This is a genomic window from Aquamicrobium lusatiense (assembly GCF_014201615.1).
Taxonomy (GTDB): Bacteria; Pseudomonadota; Alphaproteobacteria; order Rhizobiales; family Rhizobiaceae; genus Mesorhizobium; species Mesorhizobium lusatiense.
Map to the genome: position 1 here is coordinate 1 of NZ_JACHEU010000009.1, position 20,229 is coordinate 20,229.

The 20,229-nt window shown below is 60.0% G+C and carries 16 protein-coding genes and 2 pseudogenes; 8 read left to right on the forward strand and 10 right to left on the reverse strand.

All coding sequences use genetic code 11. The annotated features are described in order from the left end of the window. On the reverse strand, positions 1 to 147 hold a 147-nt coding region (locus tag HNR59_RS20865), incomplete at its 3' end, for an RES domain-containing protein (RefSeq protein ID WP_425488690.1). A gap of 48 nt (positions 148 to 195) precedes the next feature. Here HNR59_RS20865 and HNR59_RS20240 point away from each other — a divergent pair. Then, complete coding sequence (locus tag HNR59_RS20240; RefSeq protein ID WP_484477026.1) at positions 196 to 741, forward strand: efflux RND transporter periplasmic adaptor subunit; 546 nt, start codon at positions 196 to 198, stop codon at positions 739 to 741. Here the strand turns inward: HNR59_RS20240 and HNR59_RS20245 are convergent. The 6 genes and pseudogenes from HNR59_RS20245 to HNR59_RS20270 all read right to left on the reverse strand — a co-directional run bounded on the left by HNR59_RS20245 (position 706) and on the right by HNR59_RS20270 (position 7,386). Then, positions 706 to 1,404: pseudogene (locus HNR59_RS20245) on the reverse strand (IS6 family transposase). The gene HNR59_RS20240 and the pseudogene HNR59_RS20245 sit on opposite strands and share 36 nt — an antisense overlap. 157 nt (positions 1,405 to 1,561) lie before the next feature. After that, the gene (locus HNR59_RS20250; RefSeq protein ID WP_183833089.1) at positions 1,562 to 2,518 is read right to left on the reverse strand and encodes a FecR family protein; all 957 of its coding nucleotides are present in this window, start codon (positions 2,516 to 2,518) and stop codon (positions 1,562 to 1,564) included. A gap of 135 nt (positions 2,519 to 2,653) precedes the next feature. Next, positions 2,654 to 3,232: an RNA polymerase sigma factor gene (locus tag HNR59_RS20255; protein ID WP_183833158.1), complete on the reverse strand. Its 579-nt coding sequence runs from the start codon at positions 3,230 to 3,232 to the stop codon at positions 2,654 to 2,656. A 521-nt stretch (positions 3,233 to 3,753) separates the two neighbouring features. Further along, complete coding sequence (locus tag HNR59_RS20260) at positions 3,754 to 6,141, reverse strand: TonB-dependent receptor (protein ID WP_246374892.1); 2,388 nt, start codon at positions 6,139 to 6,141, stop codon at positions 3,754 to 3,756. A 610-nt stretch (positions 6,142 to 6,751) separates the two neighbouring features. Beyond that, positions 6,752 to 7,006, reverse strand: coding sequence for a hypothetical protein (locus HNR59_RS20265; RefSeq protein ID WP_183833091.1), 255 nt, complete (start codon positions 7,004 to 7,006; stop codon positions 6,752 to 6,754). After that, a complete protein-coding gene (locus tag HNR59_RS20270) occupies positions 6,997 to 7,386 on the reverse strand; it encodes a winged helix-turn-helix domain-containing protein (RefSeq protein WP_343060882.1) in 390 nt (129 codons plus the stop codon). The genes HNR59_RS20265 and HNR59_RS20270 overlap by 10 nt, the downstream gene beginning before the upstream one ends. On the opposite strand from HNR59_RS20270, the pseudogene HNR59_RS20870 reads away from it, so the two are divergent. After that, positions 7,352 to 7,594 (forward strand): annotated as a pseudogene (locus tag HNR59_RS20870) (DDE-type integrase/transposase/recombinase); the annotation flags it as partial. The gene HNR59_RS20270 and the pseudogene HNR59_RS20870 overlap by 35 nt on opposite strands. Before the next feature lie 205 nt (positions 7,595 to 7,799). On the opposite strand, the gene HNR59_RS20280 reads toward HNR59_RS20870, so the two are convergent. Both HNR59_RS20280 and HNR59_RS20285 read right to left on the reverse strand, forming a co-directional pair. After that, positions 7,800 to 9,347: an ABC transporter substrate-binding protein gene (locus HNR59_RS20280; RefSeq protein ID WP_183833095.1), complete on the reverse strand. Its 1,548-nt coding sequence runs from the start codon at positions 9,345 to 9,347 to the stop codon at positions 7,800 to 7,802. Between the two features lie 232 nt (positions 9,348 to 9,579). Then, complete coding sequence (locus tag HNR59_RS20285; RefSeq protein WP_210307507.1) at positions 9,580 to 10,362, reverse strand: aspartate/glutamate racemase family protein; 783 nt, start codon at positions 10,360 to 10,362, stop codon at positions 9,580 to 9,582. Positions 10,363 to 10,850: 488 nt separating this feature from the next. Here HNR59_RS20285 and HNR59_RS20290 point away from each other — a divergent pair, with 488 nt between their 5' ends. Then, complete coding sequence (locus HNR59_RS20290; protein ID WP_183833099.1) at positions 10,851 to 12,095, forward strand: NAD(P)/FAD-dependent oxidoreductase; 1,245 nt, start codon at positions 10,851 to 10,853, stop codon at positions 12,093 to 12,095. Between the two features lie 70 nt (positions 12,096 to 12,165). Here HNR59_RS20290 and HNR59_RS20295 read toward each other — a convergent pair whose 3' ends face one another. Then, a complete protein-coding gene (locus HNR59_RS20295) occupies positions 12,166 to 13,119 on the reverse strand; it encodes a LysR family transcriptional regulator (RefSeq protein WP_210307509.1) in 954 nt (317 codons plus the stop codon). 83 nt (positions 13,120 to 13,202) lie between these two features. Between HNR59_RS20295 and HNR59_RS20300 the strand changes: the two genes are divergently transcribed. From HNR59_RS20300 to HNR59_RS20320, 5 genes are all read left to right on the forward strand, one after another. Next, a complete protein-coding gene (locus tag HNR59_RS20300; RefSeq protein ID WP_183833101.1) occupies positions 13,203 to 15,194 on the forward strand; it encodes a hydantoinase/oxoprolinase family protein in 1,992 nt (663 codons plus the stop codon). Between the two features lie 61 nt (positions 15,195 to 15,255). After that, positions 15,256 to 16,200, forward strand: coding sequence for an ABC transporter permease (locus tag HNR59_RS20305; protein WP_183833163.1), 945 nt, complete (start codon positions 15,256 to 15,258; stop codon positions 16,198 to 16,200). Next, a complete protein-coding gene (locus HNR59_RS20310) occupies positions 16,197 to 17,027 on the forward strand; it encodes an ABC transporter permease (RefSeq protein ID WP_183833103.1) in 831 nt (276 codons plus the stop codon). Before HNR59_RS20305 ends, HNR59_RS20310 begins: the two co-directional genes overlap by 4 nt. After that, positions 17,024 to 18,673 carry a dipeptide ABC transporter ATP-binding protein gene (locus tag HNR59_RS20315; protein ID WP_183833105.1) on the forward strand — a complete coding sequence of 550 codons (1,650 nt, stop codon included), beginning with the start codon at positions 17,024 to 17,026 and terminating at the stop codon, positions 18,671 to 18,673. Before HNR59_RS20310 ends, HNR59_RS20315 begins: the two co-directional genes overlap by 4 nt. After that, positions 18,670 to 20,217 carry an ABC transporter substrate-binding protein gene (locus HNR59_RS20320; RefSeq protein ID WP_183833107.1) on the forward strand — a complete coding sequence of 516 codons (1,548 nt, stop codon included), beginning with the start codon at positions 18,670 to 18,672 and terminating at the stop codon, positions 20,215 to 20,217. The genes HNR59_RS20315 and HNR59_RS20320 overlap by 4 nt, the downstream gene beginning before the upstream one ends. The last annotated feature ends 12 nt before the right edge of the window (positions 20,218 to 20,229 follow it).

Consider the following 20,229-nt stretch of genomic DNA (forward strand, 5'->3'; position numbering starts at 1 on the left):
ATCGCTCGCGCCATGGGCGAAGCTGCGCACCAGCAATCCGTGGTAGCCGGCGGCCAGAAGCCTTGCGGCGAAGGCCTGCGTCGGGGCTTCGCCGGTGGCTTTCATCTGGTCGCGCCAGGTGGCGTCGGCAAGGGCTTGCGGGGTCATACCTTCGGCCCGCAGGGCGCGCTCGTTAGCGCCAACAGCGCCGAAAGCTTGGCCACCATCCAGCAGCTCGACCCGGTTTATGTGGATTTCACCCAATCGGCGAACGAACTTCTGCGTCTTCGCCGCGGGCTTGAAAACGGCGCCCTCACCAATGCTAGATCGGGGGAGGCGCGGGTTCTGCTTCGCCTCGACGATGGCGGCGAATATGCCCACGCTGGCCGTCTCCTCTTTCTTGAAGCAGCCGTCAACGCGACCACCTGGCAGGTGACGCTTCGCGGCGAATTTCCCAATCCCGAAGGCGACCTGTTGACCGGCATGTATGTGCGCGTGTTGATCGACCAGGGCGTCGAGCAGAACGCGGTCGCCGTTCCGCAGCAGGCGATCCAGCGCGATTCCGGCGGGCGCTCGCAGGTCTATGTGGTGACGGACGCGAAGCTGGCCGAACTCAGGCCGGTGCAGGTCGGACGTAACGTGGGCAATCGCTGGATTGTCGAAGAAGGCCTGAAGGCTATGTCGCAAATTCGATCTTGGGATGAAATGAACCCAAGGTCGACAGCATTATGCAGCAAGGATTTCGAACTGTTCGGCAAGTGACGGCGCCGGATTGAAGGCATACCTCGGCTGTCGTTTGCGCATCATGTGCACCATCTCAATGCCGGAAAGGATGGTGGCGGCGCAGGTCAACGACTTGCAGCCAAGCATAGATCGTATTCGGCGTTTGATGCGGCGATGATCCTGCTCAATGCGATTGTTGAGATACTGGCTTTGTCGGATGCGGATCGGCTACAACGTTAACCGCGAACGGTCACGCAACCGGTTTTGACTGTCGCAGGCAATGATTGCCTCCCGGTTCGTCTGGCTGCCGTCAATGATAATGCGATCCGGCCGGCCATGCCGCTTCAAAGCCTTGCGGATGAAGCGCTTGGCGGCCAACAGGTCACGATACTCGCTGAAGAGGAATTCGACCGTGTCGCCGAGGCTGTCGATGGCGCGGTACAGATACATCCAGCGACCCCGAACCCGCACATAGGTCTCATCGATATGCCATTTGCCGGTGACGGCACGCCTCCGGTGATTGAGCTGCTCCAGCAACAGCGGCGAGAAACGAATGACCCAGCGGTGGATCGTGGAATGGTCAACGCGAATACCCCGTTCGGCCATCATCTCTTCCAGATCGCGCAGGCTCAGATTTTAGGCCAAGTACCAGCGTACGCAAAGCAGGATCACCGAACGGTTGAAATGACGGCCTGAAAACATGGAAGCACCTGAGTACAAGGAGCGCCATCCATAACATCAGCTTCGTTGACGTCGAATTTGCGGCACAACCTCGTAATCACCTTCAACAATGCTTGCCGGAGACCGAAGGATGACAGCAACGATCCGTTCCTGCCACAGGACCTGATCGCCAGCCCACTCAGTTGCGGATGACGATCAGGGGACCGACATGGTTGGTTCGGATGCCGAGGGCCTGTTCGAGGAAGGCGAGCGCGGCATCGGTGTTTGTGACCGCCATCGTTCCGCTGACCCGCCGCTGCGCCAGCTCGCTGGGCGCGATGACGATGCGGCCATAGAAGTGGCGGCGCATCTCCTCGACTACATAGGAGAGCGGCGCATTGTCGACGACGAGTTGTCCGCGCCGCCATGCTACCGCCATCATGCCGTCGGCCTGTCTGACTGCGCTGGCCCGCGTTGCGGGGTCATATATCGCCTGTTCGCCTTCGCTGATGCGAATGGAGGTATTTTCTGCGTCTGCAATGTCCACCTGCACCGCACTGTGCGTGACCGTGACATCCGTTTCCGTATCACCCAGCCGCACGTCGAACGCCGTGCCAAGGGCGGTGATGCGCACGTCGCCGGCTTCCACCCGGAAAGGCCGGCCGGGATCGGGCGCCACATCGAAATATGCCTGCCCGCGCAGCAGCCGGACAGTGCGGACGCTCCCGTCAAAATCATGGGCTAGCGCGGATGAGGCGTTGAGCTGCACGGAAGAACCGTCTTCGAGCGTGATGAGCGGCATTTCGCCGGTTCGGGCGATCACGTCCGCGCGAAGGCGCATGGGGCCGTCGAGCATCATGAACAGCGAGCCGGCAAGGAGCAGGACAAGAAGGGAGCCGACAATCGGTTTGGCTGCGCTGCGCGGATTCACCTCGAAATCGCGCAAGGCCGGATCGGATTCGATGGCGATGCGGGCCTCGCCCATCAGGCGTTCGGCAGCCGCATAGACCCGGCGGTTGTCCGGGTCGCCGCCAAGCCATTGCCGGAAAGCCGCCTTGTCGGCGGCAGCTTGCCCTGCATTTCTGTTGCGCAGAATCCAGTCGGCGGCCTCTTCATGGCGTTTTCGCTCAGCGCGCGTCGCTCGTCTGGCCGGCATGGTCGCTTCCCTAAATCCTGCTGCCTCACTCTGGAGACGAACAAACCCGCCGATTTGGGACGTTGGAAGCGCCCTCACGAAGACTATGACATGGTCTTTCGCCGGAGGCTGTCCGGGCCGGCGCAATGGCCATGCTCAACGGTTCCATGACCAGACGGACAGGTCCTTTTCTATCGTCGTCAGCCGTTCCAGGCAATGGCTGAGCGCCCGCCGCAAGTGCCGGTCGACCATGTTGCGCGAGATCCTTAGCCGGACGGCGATCTCGTCCGGTGAGAGCTGGTGCAGCCGGTACAGGATGAAGGCGGCACGCCGGCGTTCGGGCAACTCGGAGATCGCTTCGCGAAGGATCGCGATGCGCGCCTCGATCTCCAATGCACGATCAGGCGAGGCGTCTTCCGCCGCGATGGAACGCGCCTCCTGCTCGCTGCCGGAAAACAGATGCGCCTCGAAGCGTTCGCGACGGAAACGGTCAATGCCCAGATTGACGGCAGCCCGGCACAGATAGGCCTTGACCGAGTGCTTGTCGCGAAGAACGTCCGGCTGGCTGGCGAGCTTCAGATAAAGATCGTGTACGATGTCGAGTGCTGTCGCGCGTGACCGGCTGCGTCGGCCAGCCGCCGCCACTATCTCCTCGTAATAGTCCTCGATCGCGCGGTTCAGCAATTCGTTGCTGTCGATGTCGCTCAAGGAAACAGAGCCGGACAGGGTTGGCATCGCTTCGCTTTCGTCCCCGATCGCTTCCAGCAAGTAGGCCGACGTCCGGTGGCTTCGGACACGGAAGCGGGCGCAACCGCGTTCCTGCATTCCCCTCGCTTCCAACCCGTCGGCACCCGCCGATTGAATTGCCGCCAATGCAACGGCACATCATGCTTAGCGGGAGTGCAAAGACGTGCAATAGCAGCAGGTTAGATCATTTCAACTGACCAAAGCACACAGCTGGTTAAAGTGGATACAAGAAGTCATGTTTATGTCTGATTTCGTTGCAGGAATCGGTTCGGCAACGGAATTCGAGGTCGAATGAAATGGCCGTTTGCCTGGGAATTAATCTCGGCCCGTGTTGCAGTTGCGCAACAGTTTCCTGCCTTCGAACTGAAGGATCGGTGACCCTTAATTCTTCGACGCGCTTCGTCCTGAGGTTCTCTTGGGAGGCAACTTCCGCTTCGGCGCCATGGCGAGTTTTCCGCCCGCTGGCGCCGGCCGCCGGGAGCGGAATTGTTATCCCGCTCCCGTAAAGGTCAGAACCTTGCCTTGACGTTGAGCCCGACGGATCGCCTCGGGCCGAGCTGGGCGTAAGCGGGTATGGCGTCCACATCCGTGCCGGTGAAATAGATCTCGTCCAGCAGATTCTCGGCGAAGACATTGATTTCCCAGTTGTCCTGGACGAAGCCGATCTGTGCGTTGACGATGAAGCGGGAGTCGAGCGAATCCTGCGGGGCGACACCGAAGATCGCCTTGGAACCCGAGGTGTATTTCGCGTCGGCGCCGACATAGAAGCCGTTGTCGAAATCGTACCGCCCGCCGAAGCCGACGGTCCATTCGGGGGCGTTCGGCAGGCGCTCGCCGGACAAGTCGCCATAGGTCGGCCCCAGGTCGAAACGTTCGAACTTCGCGTTAAGATACCCGATCGAGGCGAATGCGGAGAAGGCGGGGGTCACCTGCCATGTGGGCTCGATTTCGAAGCCCCAGGCCCGCGATTCCGCCGCATTACGCGTTTCCCGATATGCCGCATTGAACGGGTCGGGCCGAACCTCGATCTGCTGGTCTTTGTACTGCGTCAGGAACAGATTCGCATTCAGCGCCAGCCGGTCGTCGAGCAGGCGGCCCTTGTAGAACAGCTCGAAGCTGTGCGCTTTCTCCGGCTCATAGGTAAAGACTGCCCTGCTGCGGGTGTTGATGTAGTAGCCGCCGCTTCTGAAGCCTTGCGAGTAAGTGAGGCCCACCCGGTGATTGTCGTCGAAGCTCTTCGATATGCCCACTTTCGGAACGAAGTGCACTTCTTCGATGACCGGGACGCCGCTGCCCGAAGCAAGCACGGTGCCGGTGACCGGATGCGCGACCGAGACATAGGCTTCGTCCCTGCTGCGCAGATAATCGAGCCGCCCGCCGAGTGTGACGTCCCAGGTCGGCACGAATTCATAGGTGGCCTCGCCAAAGACCGCCAGATTGGTTGTGCGGCCATAGATGGTCTGATGCTGCCGTGCAAGCGGCAGCGGCGAGAAGGGAGCCACGATTATCAGATCGGAATCGGTGCTCTGGTAGCTGCCGTAGAGGCCCGCGACCCATTGCCAGCGGTCTGCCTCGTAGTTCAGGCGCAATTCCTGTGACAGCAGCGTGTCGTCGACCGTGCCGTGCCGGCTTGTCGAATAACCCGGTTCTCCGGTTTCGATCGACTTGCGCACGGTCGCGCCGTCATTCAGGCCGGTCAGCGAGGTCAGCCGCAGCGTTTCCGAAAAATCATGTGTTATTTCGAGGCCGACGCTGTGCATCTTGTGCGGGCGGTATTCGGCATCGTTCGGTATGGAAAAGAAATCGCCGCGGAAATCGTCGAAATCATACTCACCCGGTTTGATCCCGATGAAATTGGTGACCGGATTTTCCTTGGAGAAGACATAGGAGAGCAGCGCCTTCGTTTCCGGCATTTCCGCCGGTTCGAACAGGAGCTTGCCGCGGATGTTGTAGCTCAGGTCCGTCGAAAAGTCGTCGAACCTCGCAAAGCTCTCATATGTCGGCATGTTGATGGGCGTCTTGCTGCGCTCGTAGGTGCCGGACATGCGCAGGGCGATCTGGTCCTCGACAAGTGGCGTGTTGACCATGAAGGCGCCGCCAACCCTGCTGTTGTTTCCGACCGTCGCCGAAAGTGCGGCCTCCTTTTCGAAGACGGGATCCTTCGACTTGATGTAGATCGCGCCCGTCGTGGCGGCGCGGCCGCTGAGCGTCGATTGAGGACCGCGATAGACTTCGACCTGCTCCACATCCCACAGGGATCTCGGCGCGCGGCGGGCATTCCAGCGTGTCTGCAGGACGCCGTCGACGTAGAGCGACCCGACCGGGGTGCCTCCGGGAACGAAACCTTCCGAGCTCATGCCGCGAATGACGAAACCGGAATTGGCATCCGCGCCGTCCATGACGTTGCCCATACGGCGGAAGCTATCCTGGAGCGTGCGGATGCTGCCGCCTTCGATGTCTCGTGCGGTTACGACGTTGACGCTCGATGCCGACCTGCCAAGCGTCGTGGTGTCACGCGAACCGTAGATGATGATGGGAGCGAGCATTGTCGCGCCCGCTATGGAGGCAGCGTAATTTGTGTCGCTGGCGGAAGCGGCACTGATGGATAGCACGACCTGATTGCCACCGGCGAAACGGGCGCTCAGGCCGGTTCCGCCAAGAACGGCATTGAGCGCCTGAGCCGGCGTGAGATTGCCACTGGCACCGCGTGTGGTCTTGCCTCGCGCCAGATCAGCATCGAACAGGATCTGCAGTCCGGACTGCGCGGCAAGCCGGTTGAGCGCGGGAGTCAGGGGGCCGGCCGGAACCGAGATGGGTTGCTGGGCCGAATGCGCCGGGGCTGTGCTTTGGGCGACTGCCGGAACCGTCCAGGTGAGCGCCAGCATGGTGCTGGCCATCAGAGCAAACCGCCGATGGCCGGGATGTCCGAATGTCAATCTCCGTAGTCTCTTCATAGCCATGAAAGCCCCCGTTCAGTCGGCGTTCAAGGCGCCGCGATTTGTTGCAGGGAGCGGATGACAGATCCGCTCACTGTCTTGACGAATGGGGAGTGGCAATCGGGACTCTGCCCGGGGAAAAATCTTCGCGCCTGCCGGTTCGTGTTTTCCAGCAACTGTGGCGAGTGTCGCTTTCGCCGCAACCGAGACGGCGACGTATCGCTGCGCTCACGCTTCTTCGTCCCGTTCTTTAGGCGGTTTCAGCATGCATGTCGAGCACAGCTCGCCGCTTTCGATCATGTCAGAGCGGCTTCTTCTCTGTACAAGGGGCAAGCTGTTGATGGATCGCAAGCGTGCCTGATGGAATGCAATCCTTCGCCGCTGACGCCTTGACCTGGAGCTTCAGGTCAAAGGCTTTCCCTGCTCTCGGCAAGGGGCAGCCTGACAGTCGCCGACACCGAGCTCGACGGACGCAATCACCAGTGTCGAGGTGTGGGCTGGGTGACGAAATCGGTTATTGCCTCCCGGCTTTACCAAGCGCTCTCGTCCGGAAGCGTGACATGCCTTCGATTTAGTTGCCTTGCGCCGGCTGCGTGCGAGAGTCTGTGCCGAGCGCAATCGCGTCGTGTCTGTTCCGTTGCACCAGACCTGTCAGGAAATGGACTTGATGCGCTACCACCTCCATCGTGGTTTCGGGACCAGGCGGACGCAGGGCGCGACTGGCGGCAAATGTCGCGAGACCGACAACCGTCACGATCGCGACGATCAGCAACACGACGAAGCGGTTGCGCAGACATCGCGTCACTGCCTGCATTTTCACCGGCACGGTGAGCTAGTATCCGCCATTACGCATGTCTTGGACACCGGCTTGCCCTTGGCTTTCTCCAAGTTTGCGCCGAAGCCGGCTCTCATCAGGGCATCGATCGAGCGATCCAGTGGATCGCGGCCGCGGCCTTGCGTCAGATCGAGCAAATGGTCGCGTGATAGGAGCCGGCCGGGACGGTCAAGAAACGTGTTCAGGAGATCGAATTCGGCGCCGGTCAGGTTCACTTCAGCGCCGTCATAGCGCGTGACGCGGCGCAGTTGCGGATCGACCTCGAAGTCCGCGAAACTGTAGGTATTCGTTTCAGGCGCGGCCTTCTCCTCATGGCCGGCACGGCGCAGCCCAGCCTTGATGCGAGCAGGGCTTGGCGTCAAGCGCATCATCACCGACAAGCTGCGATCCTGTGGTGCCGCCAGGCGCCAGGTCACGGCACATGTCGAGCATCGCGCTCACAAGGGTCTGAACAACAGAGTAGAGAATTCTCATCTGCCATTCCGAAAGCGGGAACGAACCCGGCGAGGGTTACGGTCGATCGGATCGCTGCAGTATTTCGTCTCGATCTTCTCAGTTGGCCGAAACCACTTCGTTCCCGCCAGGTCAACCGCTCTGCAACCCAAATCCGATCCTTCCGTTAGGGCGCCATGGCCGAATGGACAACCGCTGCGCTACAGATCGCCTGAATTCAGTTCACAGCGTCCGCGCGACTGTACGTCAAACAACCTGACCGCACCAGGCTGTCTGCTTTACCACACTCGGAGGAAAGAATGGGCGCAGCGCAACTGATACCAGTCCTTGTCTACTCCAGCGATACGCCCCAGAAACGCGGCTGTTCCCCGGCCCAGGCGCCATAGTTCTTGACGCGATCCCTGTACGCAGTGGTGACTTCACCGCTGGCCCATATGAGAAGTCCCGGATCCGCCATGTAAAGTGAGTGCAATTTTTCGTACAGAGAACGGCGTTCCGATACGGGCGTGGCGACGAGCTGGGTCACCAGCTGCCGAGCTTCGGCGTTGTTCCATACTTTTGATGCGTCAGCGGCACGCATACCTGTGAACCGATCAACGGTCAGCGCAGAATCCAGCGTAATGGCATAGTTGAAAGTCATAAGGTCGTACTCGCCGCTAAAATATTTCGGCAGCTGCGAAGCAAAATCCAGAACTTCAACTTCCGCATTGAGCCCTACATCCTGAAGATAAGCCTGAACCATCACGCCGGTCTCATACATGATGGCGTAATTCTTGTTCGTGCTTATCGTTATGAGACTGCCATCATAGCCCGCTTCCTTGATGAGCTGGCGTGCCCGTTCCGGATCATACGTGAACCCATGGGCCTCCGATATATCGAAGAACTGCGACGATGCAGGAATGATCGACGAACTCGGTGACGCACGCCCTTCCGTCAGTGCGCCGGTCATTTCTTCGCGGTTGATTGCATAGTTCATCGCCTGCCTCAGCAACGGATTCTCCAGCACTGTCCTGGTCGACTGGAGCGGCAAGGTGTAGAAGGACGGCAGCCTGGCGCTGGACAGATGAATGGCATTGTCCTGCTGCAGATCCTGCAGGTAGCGCATTTCGATCCGGTACCAGACATCGATTTCGTCGGCTTTAAGTGCCGCAACGGCCGCTGCCGGGTCCGGGATGACGACCAGTTTGATGGTGTCGATGAGCCGCGCTTTTTTGCCCACATAGCCGCTCATCGGCTCCTGTCGTTCAATATAGTCGTCGAACCGCTTCATGGTGATGAAACGGCCGGGATTGATCTCGGTGACCTCGTAAGGACCGGTGCCGATCGGCCTGTCGGTTTTTCCGCCGGCATCTACGACTGCTTTTGCCATGATGCCCGCCGAGCCGCAGTCGGATCTTGCCATCTGAACAAGGAAGGTCGTGGCCGGTTGTTCAAGTTCGAAGCTGACCTTGCGTGGTTCGTGGGCCGAAATGTTCGTTATTTTGACGGCGCCACTGCCATTGAAATAGGTGCGGCAGGACCATGCCGCTTTCGGATCAAGCAGAAAATTCCATGAATCGACCACGCTTTGCGCAGTCAGATCACTGCCGTCGTGGAACTTCAGGTTTTCACGCAAGGTGAACGTGTAGGTTCGCCCATCCTCGGAGATTTCCGGCAGATTTTCTGCCAGCATGGGGGCAACCGTGCCGTCTTCCGTCCAGCCCACCAGACCTTCATAGACGTGCGAAAGTGGAATGGTGCTGGCCGGCTCGGTACTGCCTGCCGGAATGTGAGAGCGCATGTCGCCGGGGATCGCCACGCGCAATTCGCTTGCAAGCGTCTGGGCCGACAGCACGCACACGCCTGATGCCAAAGCCAGCATCCCTGCTTTGAGTGACATAGTTTCCTCCATGAATCAGGCGTCGACTTCCTCCCTGCGGTCCTGTGACAGGCATCGGAAAGGTCCGTCGACTAGCCTTTCCTCAGCCACATTCAATACCTTGCTGCCGCGGCGATATTAAATGGCAATTCCGGCTGGATTGATTGATGAAACAGCTAAATCGGCATTGAAGAGAAAGATGATCGCGATTGTGGACGCACTCCTTGCCAGCGATCCCCTTTGACGGGCAGGATCACACATGGCCGTAGAAGTCGCGGTGAACCGCAACGGAATAGGCATAGTCCAGCAAGGTCGACCAGCTGAATACCGGCATCCCGATCTCCTGCTGTATTGCCCGGGCGAAAGGTTGGAAACCGGTGCATTCCAGCACCATTGCTCCCATATCCGGATGCGCAGCGGCAAAATCCCGCGCGACCCTTACAATATCGGCTTCAGCGAGTTCGTATTCGGCGGTCGGAGTTTGCGGACGCAGATCCTTGTTCCACAGGCTTGCAAATTGCGGGGTCTTTCCATCGTCTCCCGCGCCATGGACGACATAGTTCGACCCAGGCGCCACGCCGACTGAGGTCAGATGACGGCCCTCCAGATGGCGGGAGGAAGCAACGAGGATACCGACGATCTGTTTTGAACCGCACACCATCTGGGCAAGGGACACCTGAAGCAGACTGGACGCAAAAACGGCAACAGAGACGGAATCTGCTATCTCTTCCTGAAACCACGCGAAGTAGCCGCATTCGGCCGCGATCGCCCGGCATCCCATTCGCTCCAGCCTGCGTGCTGCCTTCAGGACCGGGGCCAGAAGATCGTCCCTGAACGGCCCCCGTACAAGGCTTGCGATGTCAACGCCTTCGGCGATCTCGTACTGGATCGGGAAGGGATAGGCACTGGCATTGCGAACATCGCCGGGAAAACCGGGATAAACGTCGTCGAGGACGATGATCCCCAGACCCATCCCGTAACAAACGTGGTTCGTTCGGGCGTGGATGCGGCGGATGGTGGGGTCATGGGCAGGCATCGACATTCTCCCGGTTGTCGGTTCTTTACTTCAGTCTTCTGAAGAGAGCTCAGGAAGCGGCGCTGCCGCACAAGGATGAATCGTTGCGCAATCAGCGCAGAAATCAAGAGATGCGACCAGGTGGCAACCGACTGGCCGCGTTGGCGGGATGTGGCGCTGAGGATGTGCGAGGGGATGACATACAGTATCCCTTGGCCCCAAGATATTGACCGCACGGGAGTTTTACGCGGTGCAACCTATTGCGCCTGCATGCCATCCGGACGTGTATTGATTGGCTTTTCTTCTCAATCGAGCTGGACTTTGTATTACTTCCTGCAGGACGCCAGTGTCATTATCGAGATGTTCACTGATGGCCTCGGCGGGCGTGTTCATATGCGCGCAGGCTTATTCACCCGGCATGTTGGCGTGCTGGCAATGACGGAGAGATCGATATGCCTCGTCCATCCACGTACCCGATATTTGAAAGGCCGTCGGGATGGAACGCGCTGTTGCCGCCACGCATCCCAAAAGACCAGATCACGCTGGAGGCTTCCTATGAGTATGTGGTTGTTGGTGCTGGCTATACCGGTCTCGCGGTCGCGCGCCGGCTTGCCGAACTGAATTCGTCAGCAACAATCCTTCTGCTCGAGGCAACTCAGATCGGGGAGGGGACCTCAGGGCGCAATTCAGGCTTTGTTCTGACAGCTCCCCTCACCGCGGCCGACACCGATGCGCAGGCAGTCAAAAAGGCGACGCGACAGTTTGAGATATTTGATGGCGGGCTTGCCTGGCTCAGGCAGATCGTAAGCGATGCCTCGATAGAGTGCGGCTGGAACGATGTTGGGAAATATCACGCCGCTGCCACCGATGAGGGCGTGGCCAATATCAGAGCTCTGGCGGAGCGATATCAGGCATGTGGCCTTCGCTGGGACGAGATTCCGCAAGCGGAATTTGCACGCCGGATCGGATCCCCTTACTACAAATATGCATTTCACACGGGACATAATGTTTTTGTCCAGCCGGCGGCGCTGGTGCGCGGGCTTGCCGATAGCTTGCCGCCCAATGTGATATTGCTGGAGGGGGCGCCGGTCTCGTCGGTTTCGGGCAAGGGTCCGTTCACGATCGAGCTGCTCAACAGGCGGGTTCGCGCCAACAAGATGGTGATCGCGAATAACGGCTTTGCAAAACGGCTCGGATTTCTCAAGAACAGGATTTTCAACGTCTACACTTATGCGGGTATCACCCCGGAGTTGGATGATGATGAGCTTGCCGCGCACGGAACGGATGCCGAATGGGGAATCTTGCCGGCAGCCCGTGCGGGCACGACGCTGCGGCGAACATCGGGTCGCCGTTTCCTTGTTCGCAGCCTGCAGTCATATGAAGCGGACAGGTCTGGACGGCAGGTCGATGAAAGCCTTGAGGAGCTTTACCGGCAGCGCTATCCCGGTCTTCGCTCGCATAAATTTGAGTATGTCTGGGGCGGCGCGCTGGGGCTCACTATGAATTCCGAAAGCTGTTTTGGTGAAATTGCCGAAAATCTTTATGTCTCGGCCGGATGTAATGGCGTTGGCATCATGAAGGGAACCGTTCATGGCAAGCTGCTGGCCGAGCAGATCATGGGGTTGGATTCAGACGATATTCGCGACGTTCGCCAGATGAATGCGCCGACGTGGATTCCGCCGGATCCGGTTCTTCGCTGGGGTGTGACACTGGCAATGACTCAAAGAACGAAGCATGCCGGCGCGGAACGCTAGCTTGTTGAGCGGCTTTGCAGGCAATATTGGCCGCTGCGGCCTGAAGGCCGCAGGAATTGCCAGCGCGGAGTTACTCTTCTGCCCCGCCTTCGTGGGCGATGTATTCGAAACTGCTGCGCTCATGCAAAAGCAGATCGTAAAACGCTTTGGCCGCGGCTGACAAAGAATGTCCCCGCCGCTTCAGAAGGTGAAGGGGGCGGGCGAGCCGGGGGATCGTCAGCCGGCGGGAGCCAAGCTGCGGACGCCTGAATTGCCACAGGGAAAGCGCCGGCACGATTGTGATCCCGATGCCGGCTTCGACGAGACCGGCGATCGTTCCCATGTACTGGACCTCTATCCTTGCATCCATCGCCACCGGGCCGAGAGCGGCCTCGACATGCTGGCGCACGCTACTGTGGCGCGAAACGTGAATGAACGGATAGCTGGCCAAGTCTTCCACCGTGATGTCTTCTTTGTCCAGCAGAGGATGCCCGATGGGGCAGACGACATGAAAGAAGTCCGTTCCCAACATCATTGCCTGAAGGTCGTCCTCATGGCCTGTCGCCGAGGTTATGGCCATATCGGCCTGACCCGTCTTGACCATCTCAAGGCAGGTTTCTGAAAGGCCGTCAGTGAGAAAGAACTGAATGCCAGGATAGCGTGAGCGAAACTCCGCAATGAGGCTGGGCAGCCATGCCGCGCATACGGAGGGCAGCGCCGCAACGCGCACCCAACCTTTTCGTCTTTCGGCGTAGTCGCGAAAGTTCTCCAGAACTTCGGTGAAATCATTGTACAAACGACGCGCCATTTCCTCGAAGATCCGCCCCTCGCTGGTTAGCTCCACTGAGCGTGTGGTGCGGTCGAAAAGCGTGGCTTTGAGCTCGTCTTCCATCTGCTTGATGCGCGAGCTGAGGGCGGATTGCGACAAATTGCACTTGAGCGCCGCACGGGTGAAGGAATGCTCCTCGGCCACGGCCAGAAACAGGGCGAGATCACGATGAGAGAAATTCATTGAGAAATCCGTATAATCGGCTCGAATTTTCAATTTAACAGATGTGACGAGCGGATGTAAACCTCATGCAGCGGTCCATGAGGCAAGAAACGGGCAGCAGCGGGAGTAAGGGAAGCATGCAAGTTGGCGTAGAGATCGGCGGGACGTTTACTGATCTTGTCTGGTTGCGGGATGATGGCACGGTTGTGACCGGAAAGGTCCCTTCCACCCCCGGGCAGGTCGAGAAGGCGGTTCTCGATGCGGTACGTTCCGTTGACGCTCCCCTTGCCGGTGTAAAGCGTTTCACGCATGGCTCGACGATCGCCACCAATGCACTTTTGACGCGTTCGGGCGCAGTCACTGGCCTGCTGACAACCGAAGGATTTCGCGACATCGTCGAAATCGGCACCCATGACAGAACCGGCAATATCTACACGGCCTTTTATGAAAAGCCGCGGCCGCCCCTTCCACGCCGACTGATCCGTGAGGTGCCGGAGCGGATCGATGCATCTGGCAAGGTGCTGCTGCCGCTCGACAAGGAGGCCACCTGGCGTGAGGTGGAGGGTCTGCTTGCGGATGGGGTGACCTCGATAGCCATCTGCCTGATGCATGGCTACCGCTCGCCCGAACATGAGCGCCTTCTGCGCGATCTTATCGCGGAGCGGGCGCCCCAGGCGGACGTTTTCACCAGCCACGAGGTGTCGCCGGAATTCCGTGAATATGAGCGGACGGTCACAACTGTCGTGAACGCTTTTGTCGGGCCGGTGGTCAAGGGTTATGTCGAGCGCCTGAATACTTCGCTGGCGGATGATGGATATGGTGGTGCGCTACGCCTGATGCAGTCGAATGGTGGCATCATGCCGGCCGCAGCCGCCGGGTCCAATGCGGTGCGGATGCTGTTGTCAGGACCTGCCGCGGGCGTTCGTGCCGCAATCTGGTTTGCGCGTCGCAACGACATTTCCGATATCCTCACCCTCGACATGGGCGGAACCAGCACCGATGTGGCAATTGCTCCGAGGCTGGAGGCACGGATCGGGTCAGAGCTCGTGGTCGACAGTCTGCCGATCCGCACCACGGCCATGGACATGGCCACCGTTGGCGCGGGCGGTGGCAGCATCGCTTCCATCGACACGGGCGGCTATCTGAATGTCGGTCCGGCCAGCGCGGGAGCTGTGCCTGGCCCTGCATGTTATGACCGTGGCGGCACTTTACCTACCGTAACCGATGCGCAGGTCGTGGCGGGTCTCTTGCGACCCGAGCGCTTTTTCGGTGGCCAGATGGCGCTCCGCACCGATCTGGCGCAAGCGGCTTTGTCCGGTCTGGGGATCGGAACCTCGCCCCAAGCGGCTGCCGACGCCGTCCTCCAGATGGTCAACAGCAATATGGCGAGCGCGGTGCGTCTGATTTCCACCGCCAGAGGCATCGATCCCCGCGACTTCACGCTCGTTGCTTTCGGCGGCGGCGGACCGCTGCACGGGGCGATGGTCGCCGACGAAGTGGGCATGCGGCGCATTCTGGTGCCGTGGGCACCGGGCATCGCCAGCGCATTCGGGCTGCTCGTTGCCGATCTGATCGTCGATGTCGTCGCGTCAAAAATGGAGCTTCTGTCGGACACCTCTCTCGATGAGGCGGCGATAGAGGCGCTGCAGCGGCTGTGCGAGGCTGAGGCCGCGCGCCTCGACCTCGCGCCGGGTAGCTATGAGATACAGGCGGGACTGGATCTGCGTTATGCGGGGCAGGGTTTCGAGCTGACGCTGTGGCGGGACATGAAGCCTGCTTCGGCCAGCGAGATCGATGCCGTTTTCCAGGAGGAGCACAAGCGCCGTTATGGCTATGCGCGTCCTGCGCTGAAGACGCAGGTCGTCAATTTGCGGGCACGCATCATCCAGCGCAACGATGCCAGTCTGAAAACGCCGGTTTCGCCTGCTTCGCCCAGCCGCGAGCGCAAAGATATCCTTCTCAATGGCAAGCGCTGGGATGCACAGTTTCTTGCCCGTGCCGTTCTTGGGGTGGGGGAATTCGTCGACGGTCCGGCGGTGCTGGAAGAGCAAACCTCGACAACGTTCGTTCCGCCCGGCTGGCGTTGCACCTGCCTGCCGGATGGCGATCTGCTGCTGGAAAAAAGCTGATGACGACAGCATCGTTCCACGTCAACGCAAACGCAAGGGCACACTGCCGGGGAGGGTGGGATTGATCGGGTTTCTGTTTCGTCGCCTCCTGGCTGCCATTCCCACGGTATTGCTGGTGTCGGTGGCTGTCTTTCTTCTGATCCGAATGATTCCCGGCGATCCTGCAATGGTGATGCTGGGAGAGGGTGCCAATGACGCCGCGCTTTCCGCTTTCAGGAGCGAGCTTGGTCTCGACAAGCCCTTGCCAGTGCAGTTCATCGTCTGGGCGGAGCACGTCGTGCGGGGCGATCTGGGGCGTTCCATCCTGCTGGGGCAGCCTGTCAGCATGCTGGTGCTGGACCGTCTGCAATTGTCGGCGATGATCATACTCCTGGCCGTTGCGGTGGCGTCAGTTCTGGCCGTGGCTGCCGGCCTTCTGGCGGCATGGCGGCAGAACACGCTGACCGATGTCGGGATCGTGGCGCTGGCGACGGTTGGGCTGTCGCTGCCAAGCTTCTGGATCGGATTGCTGCTGTTGTTCGTCTTTGGCATCAAGCTGAACTGGCTGCCGGTCGTCGGCTATGTGTCATTTTCTGAAGACCCCGCTCAAGCCTGGCGCTTTCTTGTCCTGCCTGTCCTTACCCTCGTCGTCGTCGAGGTGGGAGTGCTGACAAGAATGGCGCGCGCCAGTGCCGTCGAAGTGCTGCGGCTTGAATATATAACCCACGCCCGCGCCAAGGGGCTGCCTGAGCGAACCGTTCTGTTCAAGCATGCATTGCCTAACGCGTTCGCTCCCACGCTGACGATGATCGGCATCGTCATCGGTGCTCTCCTCGGCGGCATCGCGGTGGTCGAAACCGTATTTACGCTGCCGGGGCTCGGGCGGCTCCTGGTTGAGGCGATCTATGGCCGGGACTATCCCGTTATTCAGGGCTGCCTGCTGGTCATCGCGCTCGCCTATGTGGTGGTAAATCTCGTGGTCGATCTGCTCTACCCGATTTTTGATCCCAGGATTGGTCTGGAATGAGTGTCAGGGCTCCATTTTCGCTGTCTTCACGCAGCCTTATCGGTGGCGTTCTGGGAACGGTGGTGCTGGCCGCGGCAATATTGTCGATTGCCTGGACGCCTGCAAATCCCAACCGCCTGAACGTGGCCCGGAGGCTGTCCCCCCCGGGGGGAGAGTATCTGCTTGGAACGGACGAGTTTGGTCGCGACATTCTCAGTCGTATTATGACCGGTGCATGGACCAGCCTGTCTCTTGCGTTCCTCATCGTGTGCGTTGCGATTGCCGCCGGCAGCGCGATAGGCCTGATGTCCGGCTTCTTTCGTGGCTGGATCGACAGGGTCGTAATGATGCTCAACGATGCGCTGCTGGCATTTCCCGGCATCCTGCTGGGGCTTGGGCTGGTATCGGTCATCGGTCCGCAGCGATATGGCATTGTGGTGGCACTGGGCGTGGCCTTCACGCCGACAACGGTTCGCGTTGTAAGGGGCACGGTTCTTTCGCTGCGGCAGCGTGAGTATGTCGAAGCATCTCGCGCATTGGGCAATGGGCCGTTCTATACGCTTTTCCGCCATGTTCTGCCGAATGCTCTGGCGCCCATCGCCGTTCTGGCGACATCGATGTTCGGCTGGGCGATATTGCTTGAAAGCGCTTTGAGCTTTCTGGGGCTGGGAGTTCCACCCCCGGCTGCGACCTGGGGCAACATGCTTTCTGCAGCCCGCCCCTATCTTGCTTCGGCCCCCTGGCTTTCGATCATCCCCGGGGCTTGCATCGCCATGACCCTTCTGGCCGTCAACCTGCTTGGCGACGCATTGCGTGACCGGCTCGATCCGCGGATGCAAGGCGCATGAAACATTCTCCCCTCAGCGAAACGACACTGAGCATCCGCGATCTCGACATCGGACTCGCAAACGGAATGCCGCTGGTGCGCAAGGTCAGCTTCGACATCGCACCGGGACAGGTGATGGCGCTTGTTGGCGAATCTGGCAGCGGCAAGACCCTGATCGGGCGCGCAATTTTGCGCTTGCTGCCGGAAGGCATTCGCCAGACCGCAGGCGAAATACGCTATCACGGCAAGGATTTGTCAGAGGCGGGCACGCAGGATATGAGCCGGCTCAGAGGCGCCCGGATCGGCATGGTGTTCCAGGAGCCGCTGGTTTCGCTCAACCCCGCGCTTCGGATCGGGGAGCAGATGGCCGAAGGGCTGCGGCTGCATCATAAATTGTCAGCCGCCGAAATCCGCGAACGTTCCATCGCCATGCTCAGGCGCATTCATATAGCGGATCCGGAAGGCTGCCTGACGTCATATCCGCACCAGTTTTCCGGCGGGATGCGTCAGAGGATCATGCTGGCCAGCGTAATGCTGCTGCGTCCTGACCTTCTGATCGCGGACGAACCGACCACGGCGCTGGATACGCTCAGCGAGCGCGAAGTGCTCGAAACCATGATCGAGCTGACGCGCGAAGTCGGAACCTCGATCCTGCTCGTCACCCACAATCTTGGCCTCGTCGCTCGCTATGCGGATGAAACGGTCGTCCTGCGTCAGGGCGAGGTTGTGGAGCGAGGCCATTCTGCTGCAATCCTTGCCAGCCCTGAACAGGACTATACGCGCCAGCTGGTCGAGGCGCTGCCCCGGGCGCCGGCTGTGGCGCGCACCAGTCCGGCGGGAAAGGCTATTCTTGAAGCCCGTGACCTGAAGCTCAGCTTTGCCAGCGGCAGCGGTTTTGGACTGCGCAGCCACCGCAAGCCGGTACTGCGCGGCGTTTCTCTGGCGATACGAAAGGGCGAAACGGTAGCCGTCGTGGGTGCTAGCGGTTCGGGCAAGACCACGCTTGGGCGCGCCATGCTGCGCCTGATAGATACGGATTCCGGGCAACTGCTTTATCATGGGCAGGACATCGCCCGCGCACCTGACAGGCGGTTGCGCGATTTCCGGCGTTCCTGCCAGATCGTCTTTCAGGATCCTTTCTCCTCACTTGATCCGCGCATGCGGGTGAAAGCTCTCGTCGGGGAGCCATTGCGGCACGATGCCAGCCTTTCAGCTCAGGAAAAGGCGTCCCGCGTTCGCTCCACGCTCGCCGATGTCGGATTGCCCGGTTACGAGGAGCGCCTTCCGCATGAACTTTCGGGAGGGCAGCGCCAGCGTGTTGCCATCGCGCGCGCCATCGTCAGCCAGCCCGATCTGATCGTTGCCGACGAGCCGATCTCCGCCCTCGACATGACGGTGCAGAAACAGGTTCTGGAGCTGTTCGAAAGATTGCAGAGCGAACGTGGCTTTGCCTGCGTGTTCATTTCGCACGATCTCGCGGCCGTCCGGCAGATCGCGCACCGCATCGTGGTCATGGATCGAGGCGAGATCGCCGAGGAAGGGGATTGCCACGACGTCTTTGAAAACCCCCGGCATGAGTACACCAGACGTCTGATCGCCGCCTCGCCGGCGATAGACGCTGCGACCATGGCCACAAGGGAACAACCAGACAGGGAGGTACGCATATGACCCGGAATTTTTGGATGGGATGCATCGCTGCCGGAGCTGTTCTTGCCGCTCCGGCAGCTTTCGCCAGCGAGATAAAGGTCGCCAATGTCGGCGATATGCGCTCAGCCATTCCGGCTGGCGCCACCGATCCGGGCACGCAGGTTCCCCAGGTCCAGATCTATGAGGGCTTGCTGACATGGCGCGAAGACGGTTCGGTGGCACCGATGCTGGCTGCCGATATGCCGGAGATCTCCGGGGACGGGCTGACCTATGTCTTCACCTTACGGGAGGGGCTGTCCTTCCATGATGACACGCCAGTCACCGCCACTTCCGTCGCCAAGACCTGGAACTGGTATCTGAATGCGGAAAACGCATGGGTGTGCCGCGCCTATTTCGACGGCAGCGGACAGGTGAAGATCGAATCCGTCGAGGCGCTTTCCGATTTGCAGGTGTCCTTCATGCTTGCCCACCCTGCGCCGCAACTGCTGACGCAGATGGCCCGCACGGATTGTCAGGAGGGGGCAATCATGGCCGAGTCCATGGTCGACAGCCCTGAGCGACCCACAGTCCCTGTCGGCACCGGCCCCTTCAAGGTCGAAGATATCCGCCCGGGTCAGGAGATCGTGCTCACCAGATTCGACAAATACAAGTCGCGCAGTGAACCCACCGACGGCTTCGCCGGCAAGAAGGAAGCGCTCGTGGACAAGATCAGGCTGGTGATCATCCCCGATCCGGCGGCTACCAGCGGCGCCCTTCTGGCAGGGAACATCGATCTGTGGCCGCGTATTGACCTCAGCTACGCCCAGGCGCTGGCCGCTGCGCCGGGTCTCACGGTCGACAGCTCCGCCACGCCGTCCATCTATACGCTTGCCATTCAGACGAAGGCCGGGGCATTGCAGAATCCTGCGCTGCGCCGTGCCGTCAATTATGCCATCGATCGGAAGGCGATGGTTGAGGCGCTGACGGAAAACATGGCGACGGCCAGTTCTACCATCGTCCCGGCGTCGTCGCAATTCTATCGCGGTACCGTTGAAAACGGCTTCGATTACAATCCCGAAAAGGTCGCCGAACTACTCGTCGAAGCAGATTATCAGGGCGAGCCGATCGTCATCACCACTAACAAGAACTACCCGATGATGTTCGAGACGGGCGTTATGGTGCAGGGTTATCTGCAAGCTGCAAGCATCAACGCACAGCTGGACATTGCCGATTTTGCCACGCAGTTCTCGCGATACAACACCGGTAATTACGAGATGGCGACCTGGAACTACAACCCGTCGGCAGACCCCAGCCTCGTGATCGACAGGTTCACCGGTGCGAAGGACACACAGGCGTCAAAGCTGTGGACCAACCCCGAAGCCCGCGCGCTTACCGATCAGCTGCTCCGCACGCCAATCGCCGAACAGCAGCCGATCTATGACGCCCTGCATGAGATGTTCATTCAGGATGCGCCCATGATCGTCTGGGGGACGGGCGAGGTAACGTCTGCCTATAAATCCAGCCTTAAGGGCTATGCTGCCTGGACTGGTCGCCTGCCAAGGTTGTGGGGCGTCAGCCTGCAATAAGCTGCATTGCAG